The sequence below is a fragment of the Pseudomonas protegens CHA0 genome (genome assembly GCF_000397205.1).
Lineage (GTDB): Bacteria > Pseudomonadota > Gammaproteobacteria > Pseudomonadales > Pseudomonadaceae > Aquipseudomonas > Aquipseudomonas protegens.
Genome location: NC_021237.1, coordinates 1420838 through 1438001, shown reverse-complemented (window position 1 = coordinate 1438001; position 17164 = coordinate 1420838). Strand labels below are relative to the sequence as shown.

The following is a 17164-nucleotide window of genomic DNA, read 5'->3' as shown; positions in this document are numbered from 1 at the left end:
GGGAGACCTTCGGGTCTGCCGGTTCCCTGGGTTCCCGGTTTTCCAACCTGCGCACAGCTGCCACCCATTCGCGTGGAAACGAACGTGGTAGCTCCTCGAATTCAGGAGTTGGACCATGAACAATGCGAACCTGCCTCAACTGTCAGATCTGAAAACTATCGGCTTAAGCACTTTCCTTTACTGCTCGGAACGCCCGCTGTTCCAGGTCAGTCCCGGCCTGCCCATTGGCGACGCCCTGGCCCAAGCCTCCGACCTGTTGTCCCTGGCCAAGGCGTTTGCCGAGGACGCCGCCTACAGCAAAGACAGCGATCGCCACGCCTGGGCCGCGCACTACCTGACCGCCATGGGCAAGGCGGTGGTGGACGATGTGGTGCAGGCGCTAGCCGCGTAAAGGCCAGGGGTGATCTCGGGGCCGGTGGGCTCCGGGAGAAACCGTCCAGTCATCAGCATCGATGTCGGCTACCAGTCCGTCATCGCGAGCAAGCTCGCTCCTACAGGGTCCGTGAAACGAAAAAGCCCCCGCTGCCGCAAGGCAACAGGGGCTTTTGTCTGGTCGGGTTTACATCTCGACCTGAGTACCCAGTTCGATCACCCGGTTCACCGGCAGCTTGAAGAAGCGCAGGTTGCCGTTGGCGTTCTTCAACATGAAGGCGAACAGCGCTTCGCGCCAGCGGGCCATGCCCACCAGCTTGGAGGCGATCACGGTTTCACGACTGAGGAAGTACGTGGTGCGCATGGGACTGAAGTCCAGCTCGTCCAGGTGGCACAGTTTCAGGGCCTCCGGCACGTCTGGCTCGTCAGTGAAACCGAAGTGCAGGATCACCCGGAAGAAACCTTCGCCGTAGGAGTCCACCTCGAAGCGCCGATTTGCAGGCACTCGTGGAATGTCCTCGTAGACCACCGTCAACAGCACCACTTGTTCGTGCAGCACCTGATTATGCAGCAGGTTGTGCAGCAAGGCGTGGGGCACGGCGTCTGGACGGGCGGTGAGGAACACGGCAGTGCCCTGCACCCGATGCGGCGGCTGTACGCGGATGCTGCTGATAAAGATTGGCAGCGGCAGCCCGCCTTCGTCCAAGCGATCCACCAGCAATTCCTTGCCGCGCTTCCAGGTGGTCATGAGGATGAACAGCACGATCCCCGCCAGCACCGGGAAGGCGCCGCCCTGGAAGATCTTCGGCACGTTGGCGGCGAAGAACAGCCCATCCACCAACAGGAATCCCAGCAGGAGCGGCACCACCAGCATCGGCGGCCACTTCCACAGCAGCAGGATCACCGCCGACACCAGGATGCTGGTGATCAGCATGGTCCCGGTCACCGCCACGCCGTAGGCCGAAGCCAGGGCACCGGAGGACTCGAAACCGAGCACCAGCAGGATCACACCCACCATCAGCGCCCAGTTCACCGCGCCGATGTAGATCTGCCCCTGCTCGGCGCTGGAAGTGTGCTGAATGTGCATCCGCGGGATGTAACCCAGCTGGATCGCCTGACGAGTCAGGGAGAAAGCCCCGGAAATCACCGCCTGGGACGCGATCACTGTGGCCAGGGTGGCCAGCACCACCAGCGGAATCAGGGCCCAGCTTGGCGCCAGCAGGTAGAAGGGGTTGCGGGCGGCTTCAGGGTTCTCCAGCAGCAGCGCGCCCTGGCCGAAGTAGTTCAGCACCAGCGCCGGCAGCACCAGGGCAAACCAGGCCCGGGCAATGGGCTTGCGCCCGAAGTGCCCCATATCGGCGTACAAGGCTTCGGCACCGGTCAATGCCAGAACCACCGCCCCGAGGATGGCGACCCCCATGCCCGGATGGACAATGAAGAAGCGCACGCCCCACATCGGGTTCAACGCCTGCAACACCTCGGGGTGCTGGAGAATGCCGTTGACCCCCAACCCGCCCAGAACCACGAACCAGGCCACCATCACCGGACCAAACAGCTTGCCGATGCGATCAGTGCCGTGTTTCTGGATCAGGAACAAGGCCACCAGTACCACCAGCGCCATTGGCACTACCCAGTGTTCCAGGCCGCTGAATGCCAGCTCCAGGCCCTCTACCGCCGACAGCACGGAAATCGCCGGGGTGATCATGCTGTCGCCATAGAACAGCGCCGCCCCGATCAGGCCCAGAATCACCAGCATCGAACGCAAGCGCGGATAGGAACCGGAAGCCCGCCTGGCCAACGCGGTCAGGGCCATGATGCCGCCCTCGCCCTGGTTGTCGGCCCGCAGGACGAACAGCACGTACTTGATCGAGACGACCCAGACCAACGACCAGAAAATCAGGGCCAGGATGCCAAACACCCCGTCATGATTGACCTGAACCCCATAATGGCCGGCAAACACCTCCTTGAGGGTGTAGAGCGGACTGGTGCCGATATCGCCATACACCACCCCGACCGCCGCCACCAGCATCCCCAGAGGCTTACCCCCGGAGTGCTCGCCACTCGCCGCCTGACTACTTGCCTGACCCATCAATGACTCCTACTACTCAAGACCGGGGCTTCTTATATAGAAAGCGCAAGGTTATACAAGCGCTATTCTCTTAAGTTGCGCAGTTTGCCATGTAATTTGCAGATTCTTATTACCACTAAGGCACCAACTAACACCGTATGAAAGCAACCGGGCATAACGGGACGAAGCATAGTCCAGCGCTCGTCGTATTTCCCCCGCATAAAGCTGGTCAAGCGCTTCGACCATCGCTAGAATTGCGCACTTTTTGATCAGAGGCGCAGCCAGCGCCCAACCGTCGCACTTGCCCCCCAAGTGGCTCGACACCCAATACCGAGGTTAGACATGTCCACCCCCTCCGCGCCGGCCAACCCGAAAGTCGGCTTCGTATCCCTGGGTTGCCCAAAAGCTCTGGTCGACTCCGAGCGCATCCTCACTCAACTGCGCATGGAAGGCTATGACGTGGTCTCCACCTACCAGGACGCCGACGTCGTGGTGGTCAACACCTGCGGTTTCATCGACTCGGCCAAGGCCGAATCCCTGGAAGTGATCGGCGAAGCCATCAAGGAAAACGGCAAGGTCATCGTCACCGGCTGCATGGGCGTGGAAGAAGGCAATATCCGTGACGTGCACCCTAGCGTGCTGGCGGTCACCGGCCCCCAACAGTACGAGCAGGTGGTCAACGCCGTGCACGAAGTGGTGCCACCGAAACAGGACCACAACCCGCTGATCGACCTGGTGCCGCCGCAAGGCATCAAGCTGACCCCGCGACACTACGCCTACCTGAAGATTTCCGAAGGCTGCAACCACAGCTGCAGCTTCTGCATCATCCCGTCGATGCGCGGCAAGCTGGTCAGCCGCCCGGTGGGCGATGTGCTCGACGAAGCCCAGCGCCTGGTCAAGTCCGGGGTCAAGGAACTGCTGGTGATCTCCCAGGACACCAGCGCCTATGGCGTCGACGTCAAGTACCGCACCGGCTTCTGGAACGGCGCGCCAGTGAAGACCCGCATGACCGAGCTCTGCGAAGCCCTGAGCACCCTGGGCGTATGGGTTCGCCTGCACTACGTGTACCCCTACCCGCACGTGGACGAGCTGATTCCGCTGATGGCCGCCGGCAAGATCCTGCCGTATCTGGACATCCCGTTCCAGCATGCCAGCCCGAAAGTGCTCAAGGCCATGAAGCGCCCGGCCTTCGAAGACAAGACCCTGGCGCGAATCAAGAACTGGCGCGAGATCTGCCCTGAACTAATCATCCGTTCGACCTTTATCGTCGGCTTCCCGGGCGAAACCGAAGAAGACTTCCAGTACCTGCTGAACTGGCTGACCGAAGCCCAACTGGACCGCGTCGGCTGCTTCCAGTACTCGCCGGTGGAAGGCGCTCCAGCCAACGACCTGGACCTGGAAGTGGTCCCGGACGAGGTCAAGCAGGACCGTTGGGAGCGCTTCATGGCGCACCAGCAGGCAATCAGCTCGGCACGCCTGCAACAGCGCATCGGCAAAGAGATCGAAGTGCTGATCGATGAAGTCGACGAGAATGGCGCCGTGGGCCGCTGCTTCTTCGATGCCCCGGAAATCGACGGCAACGTGTTCATCGACGGTGCGGGCGACCTGAAGCCGGGTGACAAGGTCTGGTGCCGGGTGACCGACGCCGACGAATACGACCTCTGGGCCGAAACCCTGTAAGGCGTAAAAAAACTGCCAAGCCCCGCTCTCGCCACGAGATGCGGGGCTTTTTTCGGTCTATCGTTTGCTCTGCCAGGCCTGCAATCACTGCGGCCTATCACTTCAGGGGCAGGCGGCATGCGCCAACACTCGGTCGTGCATACACCCAAACTCAGCGATTACCCGGAACTGACCCAGGTCTGGGAAGCCTCGGTGCGTGCCACCCACGACTTTCTCCCGGACAGCTATATAGAGTTGCTGCGCAAACTGGTGCTGACCCGCTACCTGGACGCAGTGATGCTGATCTGCACCCGCGATGCACGCCAGCGCATCACCGGGTTTGCCGGGGTCGCGGCGGGCAAGGTGGAAATGCTCTTCATCGACCCGGCCCACCGGGGCCGAGGCCTGGGCCGCCAGCTGCTGCAGTACGCGGTGGAACACCTCAATGCCCAGCAGTTGGACGTCAACGAGCAGAACCCCCAAGCCCTGGGCTTCTACTTCAGGCAAGGCTTCGAAGTGGTCGGGCGCTCGGAGCAGGACGGCATGGGCCAGCCCTACCCGCTGCTGCACATGCGCCTGAAACAGGCACAACTGCAGGCCCGGCGCGGCTAAAAGCCACAGCCGGCAAATGGACCCGCGATTAACCGGCGCCAGGCAGGTACAATAGCTGCCCTCTTTTGTTACGGCCCCTGTCATGACTGACCCGATTCGTCTCTCCAAACGCCTCATCGAACTGGTCGGCTGCTCCCGCCGGGAGGCTGAGCTGTTCATCGAGGGCGGCTGGGTCACCGTAGACGGCGAAGTCATCGACGAACCGCAGTTCAAGGTCGGCGCGCAAACCGTCGCTCTGGACCCCGAGGCCAAGGCCACCGCGCCGGAGCCTGTGACCATCCTGCTCAACGTGCCTGCCGGCCAGGACCTGGACAGCGCCATGCAGTCCATTGGCGCCGACAGCCTGTCCGAAGAACACCGCTACGGCAAACGTCCATTGCGCGGGCATTTCCTGCGCCTGACCGCCAGCGATGACCTGCAGCCCAACGCCAGCGGCTTGCTGGTGTTCACCCAGGACTGGAAAGTGCTGCGCAAGCTGACTGCCGACGCGGCCAAGATCGAGCAGGAATACGTGGTCGAGGTCGAAGGCGAGATGATCGACCACGGGCTCAACCGCCTGAACCACGGCCTGACCTACAAAGGCCGCGAGCTGCCACCGGTAAAAGCCAGCTGGCAGAACGAGAACCGCCTGCGCTTCGCCATGAAGAACCCGCAGCCGGGTGTGATTGCGCTGTTTTGCCAGGCCGTCGGCCTCAAGGTCGTCGCCATCCGCCGCATACGAGTCGGCGGCGTGTCCATCGGCAAGGTGCCGCTGGGCCAGTGGCGCTACCTGTCGGCCAAAGAGAAGTTCTAAAGCCGCCCCCATTCAGACGCCGTGCCCTTGCGCGGCGCTCCACGCGCATTGATCAGGACTGTAACCATGATTCATAACGATGTACTGCGCAGCGTGCGCTACATGCTCGACATCAGCGACAAGAAGGTCGTCGAGATCATCAAGCTCACCGGTTTCAAGGTCAGCCTGGACGATGTCGTCAGCTACCTGAAGAAGGATGAGGAAGAAGGTTTTGTGCATTGCCCGGACGAAGTCATGGCGCACTTCCTCGATGGCCTGGTGATCTTCAAGCGCGGCAAGGACGAAAGCCGTCCCCCGCTGCCGATCGAACTGCCGGTCACCAACAACATCATTCTGAAGAAGCTGCGAGTGGCCTTCGAACTCAAGGAAGACGACATGCACGCCGTGCTCAAGGCGGCCGACTTCCCGGTGTCCAAGCCGGAGCTGAGCGCGCTGTTCCGCAAGTTCGGCCACACCAACTACCGCCCGTGCGGCGATCAGCTGCTGCGCAACTTTCTCAAGGGCCTGACCCTGCGCGTACGCGGCTGAACCCCTCGCGCGGCCGCAGTACATTCTCAGCGGCCCTGATGAGCCGCTATTGCCCCAGGCAATAGTGGCTCCCCGGCAAGCGCCTGAAGACTAGGGTAGGCACACACCTATCTGCTCAGGACTTCCCATGCATCCCTATTTCTCCCTGCAAGGCCGCACCGCCCTGGTGACCGGCGGCACCCGTGGTATCGGCAAGATGATTGCCAAGGCCTTTGTCGAAGCCGGCGCCCGGGTGTATATCTGCGCCCGTGATCCCGACGCCTGCCAGCAGGTCGCCGAGGAACTGGCCGCATTCGGAGAGTGCCGGGGGCTGGCCGCCAACCTGGCCAATGAGGAAGGCGTGCAGCAGCTTGCCGCCACTTTGGGCCAGCAACTCGACTCCCTGGACATCCTGGTGAACAACGCCGGCACGACCTGGGGCGCGCCACTGGAAAGCTACCCGGCCAAGGGTTGGGAAAAGGTCATGCAATTGAACGTGACCTCGGTGTTCAGCTGTATCCAGCAGTTGCTGCCGCTGCTGCGCCGTGCCGGCTCGGCGGCCCATCCGGCGCGCATCATCAATATCGGCTCGGTGGCCGGAATCAGCTCCTTCGGCGAACAGGCCTACGCCTATGGCCCGAGCAAGGCGGCGCTGCACCAGATGTCGCGGATCCTCGCCCGGGAGCTGGTGAGCCAGCACATCAACGTCAATGTCATCGCGCCGGGACGTTTTCCCAGCAAGATGACTCAGCACATCGGTAACGATGAACAGGCCCTGGCCGAAGACGTGGCGCTGATCCCGATGAAACGCTGGGGCCGGGAAGAGGAAATGGCCGCGCTGGCCATCAGCCTGGCAAGCACTGCGGGGGCCTACATGACCGGCAACATCATTCCTCTGGATGGCGGCTTCAGTCTCTGATTGATGTTGTGCAATTCGCCGGCAAGCCGGCTCCTACAGGTGGCGCGGGTGTTGTAGGAGCTGGCTTGCCAGCGAACGGGTTATCATGCCCTCCCCTTACAGCCTCGACCCCAGAACATGACCTACAGCGTTTCCCCCATCGGCTTCGTGCGCTCCTGCTTCAAGGAGAAGTTCGCCATCCCGCGCCAACCGCAACTGGCTACGGCCGCGCGCGGGGTGCTGGAACTGGTGGCGCCTTTCGACCAGGGCGACGCGGTGCAAGGGCTGGAGCAGGTCAGCCACGTCTGGCTGCTATTCCTGTTTCACCAGGCCCTGGAGGACAAGCCGCGACTCAAGGTGCGCCCGCCGCGCCTGGGGGGCAACAAGTCCATGGGGGTCTTCGCCACCCGCGCCACCCATCGCCCCAATGGCATCGGCCAGTCGGTGGTCAAGCTGGACAAGGTCGAGGCCAACCGCCTGTGGATCTCCGGCATCGACCTGCTGGACGGTACGCCGATCCTCGATATCAAGCCCTACGTGCCCTACGCCGACATCATTGCCACGGCGAGCAATGAGATCGCTAGCGCCGCGCCGCAGATTATTCCGGTGCAGTGGCAGGACAATGCCCTGCAACAGGCTCAGATCCACGCTCAGCGTCTGCAGGAGCCCCTGGTGGAGCTGATCGAGCAGTGCCTGGCTCAGGATCCGCGTCCGGCCTACCAAGTGCCCACGGCCGAGCGTGAGTACGGCGCCCAGTTCTGGGATCTGGACGTGCGCTGGCATTACCCAGAGCCCGGGGTGATCCGGGTGCTGGAAGTGGTCCCGGCGGGCTGAACCCCGGAAACGAAAAAGCCCGCGCTGCCTTTCCAGGCAACGCGGGCTTTTCTGTGTCCGGGAGAATCCGCCCAGTCAGCACCAATGCGCTGCCTGGACGGTCTTCGCGAGCACGCTCGCTCCTACTTTTCGACGAATGCACGCTCGATCAGGTAGTCACCCGGCTCGCGCATGCGCGGCGAAACGGTCAGGCCGAAACTGTTGAGCACTTCGCTGGTTTCATCCAGCATGCTCGGGCTGCCGCACAGCATGGCGCGGTCGTCCTGCGGGTTGATCGGCGGCAGGCCGATGTCGCGGAACAGCTTGCCGCTGCGCATCAGGTCGGTCAGGCGGCCTTCGTTCTCGAACGGCTCGCGGGTCACGGTGGGGTAGTAGATCAGCTTTTCACGCAAGGCTTCGCCGAAGAACTCGTTCTGCGGCAGGTGCTCGGTGATGAACTCGCGGTAGGCGACTTCGTTGACGTAGCGTACGCCGTGGCACAGGATCACTTTTTCGAAACGCTCGTAGGTTTCCGGATCCTGGATCACGCTCATGAACGGCGCCAGGCCGGTACCGGTGCTGAGCAGGTACAGGTGTTTGCCGGGCTTCAAGTCATCCAGTACCAGGGTACCGGTTGGCTTCTTGCTGATGATGATCTCGTCGCCTTCCTTCAGATGCTGCAGCTGGGAAGTCAACGGACCGTCTGGAACCTTGATGCTGAAGAATTCGAGATGCTCTTCCCAGTTCGGGCTGGCAATGGAGTAGGCACGCATAAGCGGACGGCCATTAGGCTGTTGCAGGCCGATCATCACGAACTGACCGTTCTCGAAGCGCAGACCCGGATCGCGGGTGCACTTGAAGCTGAACAGAGTGTCATTCCAGTGATGAACACTGAGGACACGCTCGTGGTTCATGTTGCTCATGTACGGGGGCTCCTAGAAATTGCCTGCGCTGACCATGAGCGCAATTGCACAGCATTCTAATGGCGGCGACAATATCTGTTAACTGGATTATTAAGATAAGGGTTATCGGTTATATCGATATGCGATTTACTCTCCGTCAACTGCAAGTCTTCGTCGCCGTCGCCCAGCAAGAGAGCGTTTCTCGTGCTGCGGGGCTGCTGTCCCTGTCGCAATCGGCCGCCAGCACCTCGATCACCGAACTCGAGCGCCAATCCAGTTGCCAGCTGTTCGATCGCGCGGGCAAGCGCCTGAGCCTCAATGCCTTGGGCAAACAGCTGCTGCCACAGGCAGTGGCCCTGCTGGACCAGGCCAAGGAGATCGAAGACCTGCTCAACGGCAAGTCCGGGTTCGGCTCGCTTTCGGTGGGTGCGACCCTGACCATCGGCAACTACCTGGCCACCCTGCTGATCGGCAGTTTCATGCAGGTGCACCCGGAGAGCCAGGTGAAGCTCCATGTGCAGAACACTGCGCATATCGTGCAACAGGTGGCCCACTACGAAATTGATCTGGGTCTAATCGAGGGCGACTGCAGCCATCCGGATATCGAAGTCCAGACCTGGGTCGAAGATGAACTGGTGGTGTTCTGCGCGCCCCAGCATCCACTGGCCAAGCGCGGCCACGCCACCATGGAAGAACTGACCCATGAAGCCTGGATCCTTCGCGAACAGGGTTCCGGGACGCGCCTGACCTTTGACCAGGCCATGCGTCACCACCGCAGTGCACTGAACATCCGCCTGGAGTTGGAGCACACCGAAGCCATCAAGCGTGCGGTGGAGTCGGGTTTGGGGATTGGCTGCATTTCCCGGCTGGCCCTGCGCGATGCGTTTCGCCGCGGCAGCCTGGTGCCGGTGGAAACCCCGGGCCTGGACCTGGCCCGGCAGTTCTACTTCATCTGGCACAAGCAGAAGTACCAGACCTCGGCCATGCGCGAATTCCTGGAACTGTGTCGCGCCTTTACCGCCGGGGTGCAACGCAGCGATGAAATCGTCCTGCCAAGCATTCCCTGATTCAGATCAGGATCACTGCCCAGACGATGGTGATCATGCTCAGAGCGACAAACTGCGCCGCGCTGCCCATGTCCTTGGCGTTTTTCGACAAGGGATGACGATCCAGGGAGATGCGGTCGATGGCCGCCTCCACCGCCGAATTGAGCAGCTCGACGATCAGCGCCAGCAGGCACACGGCGATCAACAGCGCACGCTCGACCCGGCTGACATTGAGCAGGAAGCTCAGGGGAATCAGGATCACATTGAGCAGCACCAACTGACGAAATGCCGCCTCGCCAGTGAACGCCGCGCGCAAGCCATCGAACGAATAGCCGGCGGCGTTAAGGATACGTTTAAGACCGGTTTGACCTTTGAAAGGCGACATAAGCTGGGCAACTGAAGAAAAAGAAGTGGGGAAGCTAGTTCAACCAAAGTCAAAAAAGCGTGAACAAACAGCCGGTTAATGGCTGGAAATTGACTCAAGTTGTTGCAAGAGCAGCGCTGCCTGGGTCCGGGTACGCACCCCGAGCTTGCGGAAGATCGCCGTCACGTGGGCCTTGATCGTGGCTTCCGACACGCTCAGCTCGTAGGCAATCTGCTTGTTCAGCAACCCTTCGCAGACCATGGTCAGAACCCGGAACTGCTGGGGCGTCAGGCTAGCCAGGCCTTCGCTGGCGGCCTTGGCTTCGGCTGAGACACTGACCTCTTCAAACGCCTGGGGCGGCCACCAGACATCACCGTCGAGCACACTGCGCACGGCCTGCTGGATGACTTCCAGGGAACTGGACTTGGGAATGAAACCGCTGGCGCCGAACTCTCTGGAGCGCACCATGACGGAGGCTTCTTCCTGCGCCGAAACCATCACCACCGGAATTTGCGGGTACTGCCCGCGCAACAGCACCAGACCGGAAAAACCGTAGGCACCGGGCATGTTCAGGTCTAGCAGGACCAGATCCCAGTCGGATTTTTCGGTGAGTCGCACTTCCAGTTCGGCAATGCTTGCCACTTCCACCAGACGCACATCAGGGCCCAGGCCCAAGGTGACAGCTTGATGCAGTGCACTGCGAAAAAGCGGGTGATCATCGGCAATCAGGATTTCGTATGTGGCCATTTTTCAAATGATCCTGTTTTTCATGGCAGGACTGATGCATTCAGCCCTCACCAAAGCAACACGGAGGCACGCCAGAACACCGCACCCAAAGAGCACGAACGCCGCGAAAAGCCTGAGCAAAACAGTGGTTCAAACAGCGCCGGCGCCCTAATCGGCGCCAAGCATGCCCAGCCAAGCCAGGGTGGTCAAGCGTGAAGCTTTGCGGCATCTTAGCTGGCTAACTAATAAGAGAGCCATCATGCGCAGCCAAGCCTTGCGTGCCGATGTCCTGATGCTGATTACCGCGGTGATCTGGGGCTCGGCGTTTGTCGCACAAACTTCCGGTATGAATCATATCGGCCCCTTCCTTTATTCCGGCCTGCGCTTCGCCCTGGGCTCACTCTGCCTCTTGCCGCTGGTGCTGCGTAAAACACCCACGGATCGTCAGCCCGAACCCTTGCTCAATCGTGGGCTGCTACTGGGCGGCGTACTCATGGGGCTGGCCCTGGCCCTGGGCATCAATCTGCAACAGGTGGGGCTGATGTTCACCACCGTCACCAATGCAGGTTTCATCACCGGGCTCTATGTCATTGTAGTGCCGCTTCTGGGGCTGCTGATTGGCCACAAGACTGGCCTGGGTACCTGGCTCGGCGCCGTGCTGGCGGTGGTGGGCATGTTCCTGCTGAGCGTCAGCGACAGCTTCCACGTTGCCTCGGGAGACTGGCTGCAGTTGATTGGCGCCTTCGTCTGGGGTGGGCACGTGATTCTAGTGGGGGTTTTCGCCGGCCGTCATGACCCGATTCGCCTGGCGTTCCTGCAATTTGCGACCTGCGCGGTGGTCAGCCTGATCCTGGCGTTGTGCCTGGAACCGCTTCGCTGGGAAGCGATTGTCGGCGCCGGGCCGGCCATTCTCTATGGCGGGGTGGTGGCCGTCGGTATCGGCTACACCTTGCAGGTGATTGCCCAAAAGGACGCAATCGCCTCTCACGCGGCAATCATTCTGTCCCTGGAAGCGGTATTTGCCGCCATTGCCGGGGCCTGGTTGCTGGATGAGTCGCTGCAGGCCCGCGGCTACTTCGGCTGCGCGCTGATGCTCAGCGGCATGCTGGTAGCCCAGCTATGGCCACAAAAGCCTCATTCCAGCACGACTACACAAAGGGCTTGAGCCGGGCATGCACATCGTCATCCGGATCGATGGCCTTCTGGAACTTCGCTGACAGGTAATGGGTGCTGAACACATCGAGGTAGGCATCCAGTACCTGGCTGACCTGCTCATCGCCGGCCAGTTCCAGGCATAACGCCGCCACTTCAGCGGTACAGAAGTGATCATCACGCTTGGAGCGACGCAGCTTGTAGCGCGAGAGCCTCTCCGGGGACAGGCTGAGAACCGGCAAGTGCTCCAGGTAAGGGCTCTTGCGGAACATCTTGCGCGCCTCGCTCCAGGTAGCGTCCAGCAGAATGAACAGCGGCCGCTTGCCCTCCTCCTGCCTGACTTCGCTGACCACCCGTTCGGGCGCGACGAACTCGCCCGGAAACACGATATAAGGCTGCCACTGCGGGTCGGCCAGCAACGCTAGCAGTTGCGGATCGACCTCAGTACGCGACCAGCTGAACGCCGTCGTGTCGCCGATCACATCGGCAATCAGCCAACCGGTATTGCTCGGCTTGAGCGGTTCGACGTCGTGCATCACCAGGCACATGGCTGACCGGGCAACGACTTTCGGTCGCCAGGCACACAGGCAATGGCTGGGAATCACTCGGCAGCGGGGGCAGCGTTCAGCCCGTGAGCCGCGTGCGAAAAAGGGCTTGGCCACGCGCGCCATCCGCAGATCACGTAGACGGGAAACCGCATGACTCATCGCAGGACATGCCAGCAAGAAACAGAAATCAACACGACAAACACTCAAGAGGGTAAAAAGTCGGACAAGTTTATCAGAGCTATCTGTTCAAACCTGTACCGCCCTGCGGCCTCTCCCCCTATAATTCGTCGCCACTGAACGCACAGTCGAGTGGCTGGTCGAAGCATCAGTCACTGCACCAGGAGAGTTTCATGTTGCGCTTTACCATTCCTACCGTCGCCCTTCTGCTGGCCCTGCCCCTGGGTGCCCAAGCTGCGTCCCTGCAAGAATTCGAACTGGGCAAAATGCTGGAGAAGGTCGCTGCGGAAAGCAACGTCGGCACTCCTCGGGAAATCAACGAGAACATTCTCGACCAGGGCTATACCGTTGAAGGCAAGGAACTGATCAACCACCTCAGCGTGCAGTCTGGCCATGCCGAGCAGATGCGCGCCAATCCCAAGGCGGTCTACCTGCAACTTGGGGCAAGCGTCTGCCGCAACCCCAACTACCGCAAGCTGATGGCCAAAGGCGCCATCATGCGTTACGAGTTCACTGAAAACCGCACCAATCGCCCGGTGGCGTCGGCGCGCTTTCAGGAGTCGGATTGCCCGGCGCAAAGCACGCCCAAGAAAAAGTAATCACGAACGAGCGGCGCGCCGCTGCTGATCATCGGCGCGCAGTTCGGCGACCAGGGCCTGTAGGTATCGCGATGGCCGCTCCTGTGCTGCCAATCGGCGCCGGCACTCATCCTCCAGGCTTATTTGATGGTCAGCGGCGGCGGCTTGCAGCAGCTGATACAACTGCGGATCAATCTCCAGCGTGACAATGGTCATCCTCTGCCTCCCTGCTCTGGGCCTGCATGGCCCAGAACCCGCTTGCCTCTCTCCGGCCCCTGCTCCTGCGCCAGACGCTGCACCTTAGTAAATCAGAGCCGTCATCCCTTGCCGCCCCTCCTGACCAGCGGTGCCAGCCTGGGGAAAACCGCGAACAAGCGGTTGCCAGCCAAGACTTTATGAGCACATGATCAAGCCATGTCCGAAACGGCTTGCGGACGGTTGAGGAGGCCGTCCTTGTGCGTCTTGCTGTGCAAATGTTCTCAAATAAAGGAAAGCAGGACCTCTGTGGATGACCCCAACACTGCCCAGCGATTGTCAGCTGTGATCGGGTCCGGAAATTCGCTCATTCGCTGGGCTGAGCAGGCAGCGACACAGGCAGTGTCGTGGCACATTCGAATATCTCGATCGTGCGCAAGGTTCTGTGCAGAAGGAGAAGCTGAATGCCTTACCAATCGAATGACCTGTTAAGTCGTCATTTTCAGAGCAACGGCGTCGACCTGACGAACCAGGTCGAAGCGCAACTCAACCAGATAGCCCCCAACAGCCCGAATCTTCCTCTTTACCGCGACATGGTGCTCACCGTCCTGCGTATGGCCGAGGATGACCTCAATCGCTGGAATGCCAAGATAACCCTGCAGGCCCTGCGCGAACTGGAGCACGCCTTCCGTGTCCTGGAACAGTTCAAGGGCCGACGCAAAGTGACGGTCTTCGGCTCGGCACGCACCCCCAGTGAACACCCGCTATACGCCATGGCCCAGGAGCTGGGCGCGGCCCTGGCCCGCTCGGATCTGATGGTCATTACCGGGGCCGGCGGGGGCATCATGGCCGCCGCCCACGATGGTGCAGGCCTGGAGCACAGCTTGGGGTTCAACATCACCCTGCCTTTCGAGCAGCATGCCAACCCCACCGTTGGCGGTACGGAGAACCTGCTGTCGTTCCACTTTTTCTTCACCCGCAAGCTGTTCTTCGTCAAGGAGGCCGACGCACTGGTGCTTTGCCCAGGCGGCTTTGGCACCCTTGATGAAGCTCTGGAAGTACTGACCCTGATTCAGACCGGCAAAAGCCCGCTGGTACCCGTGGTACTGCTGGACATGCCGGGTGGACAGTTCTGGCAAGGCGCCCTGGACTTCATCCACAACCAACTGGAAGCCAATCGCTACATTCTGCCCAGTGACATGAAGCTGGTGCGCCTGGTGCACAGCACTGAAGAAGCGGTGCAGGAAATCCAGCAGTTCTATGCCAACTTCCACTCCAGCCGCTGGCTCAAGCAACAGTTCGTCATCCGCATGAACTACAACCTCAATGAGCAGGCGCTGGAGCAGATGCAGACAGCATTCGCCGACCTGTGCCTGAGTGGCCAGTTTCAACAGCATGCCTACAGCGGGGAGGAACACGACGAAGTGCAGTTCAGCCATCTGGCGCGGCTGTCATTCGCCTTCAATGCTCGCGACAACGGTCGCCTGCGCGAGCTGATCGACTTCATCAACCTGCCGGAAAACTGGGCCAGGCCTCAGCCCCAAACAACGCAACGGGCACGAGAGACCAGCAAAGCCAACTGACCCCAGCCCTAGCCCGCTGCGTTATGCAGCGGGTACGGCTTCAGTCGTCCATGCCTCGGCCACTCAACAAGCGGCTGATCATGTCCATGGAATACCCGCGATAACTCAGGAAACGTCCTTGCTTGGCACGCTCTCGAGCATCTGCAGGAAACCGCCCGGCAAACTTGCGCTGCCAGACGTCACGCAATTGTTCCTGCCAATCGATACCGCACTCGCGCAGCGCAAGATCAATATCGCTGCGCTGCAAGCCGCGCTGGCCCAGTTCCTCACGAATACGCATGGGCCCGTAACCGGATCGGGCACGGTAGGAAACGAAGCTTTCGAGATAACGGGATTCGGACAGCAGGCCTTCTTCCGTCAAACGGTCAAGGGCTGCTTCGATCATTTCAGGAGGGGCGCCGCGCTGACGCAGTTTACGCGTCAGCTCGACACGACCGTGCTCGCGTCTTGCGAGCAGGTCCATTGCGGTTCGCCGCACCGCGACGAGGGTATCGAGTACGGCGGTCATTGGATCAATCAGATATCAGCGTCGGCCATATCGTCTTCGGTCTCTTTGACCGGGTTGGCTTTGACGTCTGGCGATGCAGTCAGCAGTTTTTCACGGATCTGCTTCTCCAGCGCGTTGCCGATTTCCGGGTTGTCCTGCAGGAACTTGGCCGAGTTGGCCTTGCCCTGACCGATCTTGTTGCCCTGGTAGCTGTACCAGGCACCGGATTTCTCCAGGAAGCCGTGCAGCACGCCCAGATCGATGATTTCACCGTTGAGGTAGATGCCCTTGCCGTAAAGAATCTGGAACTCGGCCTGACGGAACGGCGGAGCCACCTTGTTCTTGACGATCTTGACCCGGGTTTCGCTGCCCACCACTTCGTCGCCTTCCTTCACCGCGCCGGTACGGCGGATGTCCAGACGGACCGAAGCGTAGAACTTCAGCGCGTTACCACCGGTGGTGGTTTCCGGGCTACCGAACATCACGCCGATCTTCATGCGGATCTGGTTGATGAAGATCACCAGGCAGTTGGCGTTCTTGATGTTACCGGTGATTTTGCGCAGCGCCTGGGACATCAGGCGGGCTTGCAGGCCCACGTGCATGTCGCCCATTTCGCCTTCGATTTCAGCCTTGGGCACCAGGGCCGCCACGGAGTCGACGATGATCACGTCAACCGCGTTGGAACGCACCAGCATGTCGGTGATTTCCAGGGCCTGTTCGCCGGTGTCCGGCTGGGAAACCAACAGGTCGTCAACATTCACACCCAGCTTGCCGGCGTATTCCGGATCCAGTGCGTGCTCGGCATCGACGAACGCACAAGTTGCACCGGCTTTCTGCGCCTGGGCAATAACCGACAGAGTCAGGGTAGTTTTACCGGACGACTCAGGGCCGTAGATTTCAACGATACGGCCTTTTGGCAGACCGCCAATGCCCAGAGCAATGTCCAGACCCAGAGAGCCGGTGGAAATGGCCGGGATCGCCTGACGGTCGTGATCGCCCATACGCATTACGGCACCCTTGCCGAATTGACGTTCGATCTGACCCAGGGCCGCAGCCAAGGCTTTCTTCTTGTTGTCGTCCATTAAAGTCCTCACGTAATCAATAAGGCCTGACGGCCAACACCTGTATAAGTAGCCAGTATTATTCCACAGCGCTCGAGGATCGCCTACCCCTGATTTGCGATTTCTGCCGCAGCATGTTGCAGCAACCCCTCTAGCGCGGCCTTCACCGTTTGTCGGCGGACCTCATCGCGATTTCCCGGAAAGTGCCGGCACTCGGTGGTCAGCGTCTCTCCCGCCCCCCAGGCCAGCCACACAGTGCCCACAGGCTTCTGCGCAGAACCGCCATCAGGCCCGGCGATACCGCTGACCGCCACGGCAAAATGCGCATGACTCCTGGCCTGTGCCCCCCGGACCATGGCCTCGACCACTTCACGACTGACAGCGCCGACCGAATTGAACAAATCGGCCGGTACATTCAATTGCAGGGTCTTCTGGCGATTGGAATAGGTGACATAACCGGCCTCGAACCAGGCCGAACTGCCAGGGATCCGCGTGATCGCCTCGGCGATGCCTCCCCCGGTGCAGGACTCCGCGGTGGTGACGTGGGCATTCAGAACCTGCAAACGCCTGCCGAGTTCAGCGGCAAGCTGGGTGATTTCTTTCACAATCCTCTCCTGATGGGG

Annotated in this window: 20 protein-coding genes; 11 read left to right on the top strand and 9 right to left on the bottom strand. The window is 60.8% G+C overall.

Translation table 11 applies throughout. The features are described from left to right. Positions 1-115 precede the first annotated feature (115 nt). Complete coding sequence (locus tag PFLCHA0_RS06415) at positions 116-391, top strand: DUF3077 domain-containing protein (RefSeq protein ID WP_015634384.1); 276 nt, start codon at positions 116-118, stop codon at positions 389-391. Between the two features lie 168 nt (positions 392-559). Here the strand turns inward: PFLCHA0_RS06415 and PFLCHA0_RS06410 are convergent, their stop codons facing one another. After that, positions 560-2401 (bottom strand): potassium transporter Kup, encoded by a 1842-nt coding sequence (locus PFLCHA0_RS06410; protein ID WP_374046137.1) that lies wholly within the window; start codon positions 2399-2401, stop codon positions 560-562. Positions 2402-2782: 381 nt separating this feature from the next. Here PFLCHA0_RS06410 and rimO point away from each other — a divergent pair, with 381 nt between their 5' ends. From rimO to tsaA, 6 genes are all read left to right on the top strand, one after another. After that, positions 2783-4120, top strand: a complete 1338-nt coding sequence (gene rimO, locus PFLCHA0_RS06405; RefSeq protein ID WP_015634382.1) for a 30S ribosomal protein S12 methylthiotransferase RimO — start codon at positions 2783-2785, stop codon at positions 4118-4120. Between the two features lie 117 nt (positions 4121-4237). After that, a complete protein-coding gene (locus tag PFLCHA0_RS06400) occupies positions 4238-4711 on the top strand; it encodes a GNAT family N-acetyltransferase (protein WP_015634381.1) in 474 nt (157 codons plus the stop codon). A gap of 82 nt (positions 4712-4793) precedes the next feature. Next, entirely contained in the window at positions 4794-5504 is a 711-nt protein-coding gene (locus PFLCHA0_RS06395; protein ID WP_015634380.1) for an rRNA pseudouridine synthase, read from the top strand. A gap of 66 nt (positions 5505-5570) precedes the next feature. Continuing rightward, a complete protein-coding gene (locus tag PFLCHA0_RS06390) occupies positions 5571-6032 on the top strand; it encodes a YehS family protein (protein ID WP_011059591.1) in 462 nt (153 codons plus the stop codon). Positions 6033-6159: 127 nt separating this feature from the next. Next, entirely contained in the window at positions 6160-6930 is a 771-nt protein-coding gene (locus PFLCHA0_RS06385; protein ID WP_015634379.1) for an SDR family oxidoreductase, read from the top strand. A gap of 117 nt (positions 6931-7047) precedes the next feature. Continuing rightward, positions 7048-7743: a tRNA (N6-threonylcarbamoyladenosine(37)-N6)-methyltransferase TrmO gene (gene tsaA / locus PFLCHA0_RS06380; protein WP_015634378.1), complete on the top strand. Its 696-nt coding sequence runs from the start codon at positions 7048-7050 to the stop codon at positions 7741-7743. A gap of 122 nt (positions 7744-7865) precedes the next feature. Here tsaA and fpr read toward each other — a convergent pair whose 3' ends face one another. Next, entirely contained in the window at positions 7866-8645 is a 780-nt protein-coding gene (gene fpr, locus PFLCHA0_RS06375) for a ferredoxin-NADP reductase (RefSeq protein WP_003198368.1), read from the bottom strand. A 119-nt stretch (positions 8646-8764) separates the two neighbouring features. Here fpr and PFLCHA0_RS06370 point away from each other — a divergent pair, with 119 nt between their 5' ends. Then, the gene (locus PFLCHA0_RS06370; protein WP_011059588.1) at positions 8765-9691 is read left to right on the top strand and encodes a LysR family transcriptional regulator; all 927 of its coding nucleotides are present in this window, start codon (positions 8765-8767) and stop codon (positions 9689-9691) included. A gap of 1 nt (position 9692) precedes the next feature. On the opposite strand, the gene PFLCHA0_RS06365 is transcribed toward PFLCHA0_RS06370, so the two are convergent. Both PFLCHA0_RS06365 and erdR read right to left on the bottom strand, forming a co-directional pair. Beyond that, positions 9693-10055, bottom strand: coding sequence for a diacylglycerol kinase (locus PFLCHA0_RS06365; protein ID WP_011059587.1), 363 nt, complete (start codon positions 10053-10055; stop codon positions 9693-9695). Positions 10056-10130: 75 nt separating this feature from the next. Next, complete coding sequence (gene erdR, locus PFLCHA0_RS06360) at positions 10131-10781, bottom strand: response regulator transcription factor ErdR (protein WP_011059586.1); 651 nt, start codon at positions 10779-10781, stop codon at positions 10131-10133. A gap of 238 nt (positions 10782-11019) precedes the next feature. Between erdR and PFLCHA0_RS06355 the strand changes: the two genes are divergently transcribed. After that, positions 11020-11925: a DMT family transporter gene (locus PFLCHA0_RS06355; protein WP_011059585.1), complete on the top strand. Its 906-nt coding sequence runs from the start codon at positions 11020-11022 to the stop codon at positions 11923-11925. Here PFLCHA0_RS06355 and PFLCHA0_RS06350 read toward each other — a convergent pair. Then, entirely contained in the window at positions 11909-12619 is a 711-nt protein-coding gene (locus PFLCHA0_RS06350) for a tRNA-uridine aminocarboxypropyltransferase (protein WP_041751984.1), read from the bottom strand. The two genes, PFLCHA0_RS06355 and PFLCHA0_RS06350, sit on opposite strands and share 17 nt — an antisense overlap. 191 nt (positions 12620-12810) lie before the next feature. Here PFLCHA0_RS06350 and PFLCHA0_RS06345 point away from each other — a divergent pair, with 191 nt between their 5' ends. Next, positions 12811-13236: a quorum-sensing-regulated virulence factor family protein gene (locus PFLCHA0_RS06345; RefSeq protein ID WP_011059583.1), complete on the top strand. Its 426-nt coding sequence runs from the start codon at positions 12811-12813 to the stop codon at positions 13234-13236. Here PFLCHA0_RS06345 and PFLCHA0_RS06340 read toward each other — a convergent pair whose 3' ends face one another. Further along, the gene (locus PFLCHA0_RS06340) at positions 13237-13431 is read right to left on the bottom strand and encodes a hypothetical protein (RefSeq protein ID WP_011059582.1); all 195 of its coding nucleotides are present in this window, start codon (positions 13429-13431) and stop codon (positions 13237-13239) included. A 443-nt stretch (positions 13432-13874) separates the two neighbouring features. Between PFLCHA0_RS06340 and PFLCHA0_RS06335 the strand changes: the two genes are divergently transcribed. Next, positions 13875-14993: an LOG family protein gene (locus PFLCHA0_RS06335; RefSeq protein ID WP_015634374.1), complete on the top strand. Its 1119-nt coding sequence runs from the start codon at positions 13875-13877 to the stop codon at positions 14991-14993. 40 nt (positions 14994-15033) lie between these two features. Here the strand turns inward: PFLCHA0_RS06335 and recX are convergent, their stop codons facing one another. The 3 genes from recX to PFLCHA0_RS06320 all read right to left on the bottom strand — a co-directional run bounded on the left by recX (position 15034) and on the right by PFLCHA0_RS06320 (position 17146). Continuing rightward, on the bottom strand, positions 15034-15501 hold the full coding sequence (gene recX, locus PFLCHA0_RS06330) for a recombination regulator RecX (protein ID WP_011059580.1): 468 nt from the start codon (positions 15499-15501) through the stop codon (positions 15034-15036). 8 nt (positions 15502-15509) lie between these two features. Then, positions 15510-16562 carry a recombinase RecA gene (gene recA, locus PFLCHA0_RS06325; protein ID WP_011059579.1) on the bottom strand — a complete coding sequence of 351 codons (1053 nt, stop codon included), beginning with the start codon at positions 16560-16562 and terminating at the stop codon, positions 15510-15512. Positions 16563-16645: 83 nt separating this feature from the next. Then, positions 16646-17146 (bottom strand): CinA family protein, encoded by a 501-nt coding sequence (locus tag PFLCHA0_RS06320; protein ID WP_011059578.1) that lies wholly within the window; start codon positions 17144-17146, stop codon positions 16646-16648. Positions 17147-17164 lie beyond the last annotated feature (18 nt).

What these genes read in the sequence shown, in the direction of transcription:
- PFLCHA0_RS06355 (WP_011059585.1), top strand. Translation starts at nt 11,020, where the DNA reads ATGCGCAGCCAAGCCTTGCGTGCCGATGTCCTGATGCTGATTACCGCG.
- PFLCHA0_RS06410 (WP_374046137.1), bottom strand. Translation starts at nt 2,401, where the DNA reads ATGCTGGTGGCGGCGGTCGGGGTGGTGTATGGCGATATCGGCACCAGT.
- PFLCHA0_RS06395 (WP_015634380.1), top strand. Translation starts at nt 4,794, where the DNA reads ATGACTGACCCGATTCGTCTCTCCAAACGCCTCATCGAACTGGTCGGC.
- PFLCHA0_RS06415 (WP_015634384.1), top strand. Translation starts at nt 116, where the DNA reads ATGAACAATGCGAACCTGCCTCAACTGTCAGATCTGAAAACTATCGGC.
- PFLCHA0_RS06340 (WP_011059582.1), bottom strand. Translation starts at nt 13,431, where the DNA reads ATGACCATTGTCACGCTGGAGATTGATCCGCAGTTGTATCAGCTGCTG.
- PFLCHA0_RS06385 (WP_015634379.1), top strand. Translation starts at nt 6,160, where the DNA reads ATGCATCCCTATTTCTCCCTGCAAGGCCGCACCGCCCTGGTGACCGGC.
- PFLCHA0_RS06335 (WP_015634374.1), top strand. Translation starts at nt 13,875, where the DNA reads ATGCCTTACCAATCGAATGACCTGTTAAGTCGTCATTTTCAGAGCAAC.
- PFLCHA0_RS06390 (WP_011059591.1), top strand. Translation starts at nt 5,571, where the DNA reads ATGATTCATAACGATGTACTGCGCAGCGTGCGCTACATGCTCGACATC.
- PFLCHA0_RS06400 (WP_015634381.1), top strand. Translation starts at nt 4,238, where the DNA reads ATGCGCCAACACTCGGTCGTGCATACACCCAAACTCAGCGATTACCCG.
- PFLCHA0_RS06345 (WP_011059583.1), top strand. Translation starts at nt 12,811, where the DNA reads ATGTTGCGCTTTACCATTCCTACCGTCGCCCTTCTGCTGGCCCTGCCC.
- PFLCHA0_RS06370 (WP_011059588.1), top strand. Translation starts at nt 8,765, where the DNA reads ATGCGATTTACTCTCCGTCAACTGCAAGTCTTCGTCGCCGTCGCCCAG.
- recX (WP_011059580.1), bottom strand. Translation starts at nt 15,501, where the DNA reads ATGACCGCCGTACTCGATACCCTCGTCGCGGTGCGGCGAACCGCAATG.
- erdR (WP_011059586.1), bottom strand. Translation starts at nt 10,781, where the DNA reads ATGGCCACATACGAAATCCTGATTGCCGATGATCACCCGCTTTTTCGC.
- fpr (WP_003198368.1), bottom strand. Translation starts at nt 8,645, where the DNA reads ATGAGCAACATGAACCACGAGCGTGTCCTCAGTGTTCATCACTGGAAT.
- PFLCHA0_RS06365 (WP_011059587.1), bottom strand. Translation starts at nt 10,055, where the DNA reads ATGTCGCCTTTCAAAGGTCAAACCGGTCTTAAACGTATCCTTAACGCC.
- PFLCHA0_RS06350 (WP_041751984.1), bottom strand. Translation starts at nt 12,619, where the DNA reads ATGAGTCATGCGGTTTCCCGTCTACGTGATCTGCGGATGGCGCGCGTG.
- tsaA (WP_015634378.1), top strand. Translation starts at nt 7,048, where the DNA reads ATGACCTACAGCGTTTCCCCCATCGGCTTCGTGCGCTCCTGCTTCAAG.
- recA (WP_011059579.1), bottom strand. Translation starts at nt 16,562, where the DNA reads ATGGACGACAACAAGAAGAAAGCCTTGGCTGCGGCCCTGGGTCAGATC.
- rimO (WP_015634382.1), top strand. Translation starts at nt 2,783, where the DNA reads ATGTCCACCCCCTCCGCGCCGGCCAACCCGAAAGTCGGCTTCGTATCC.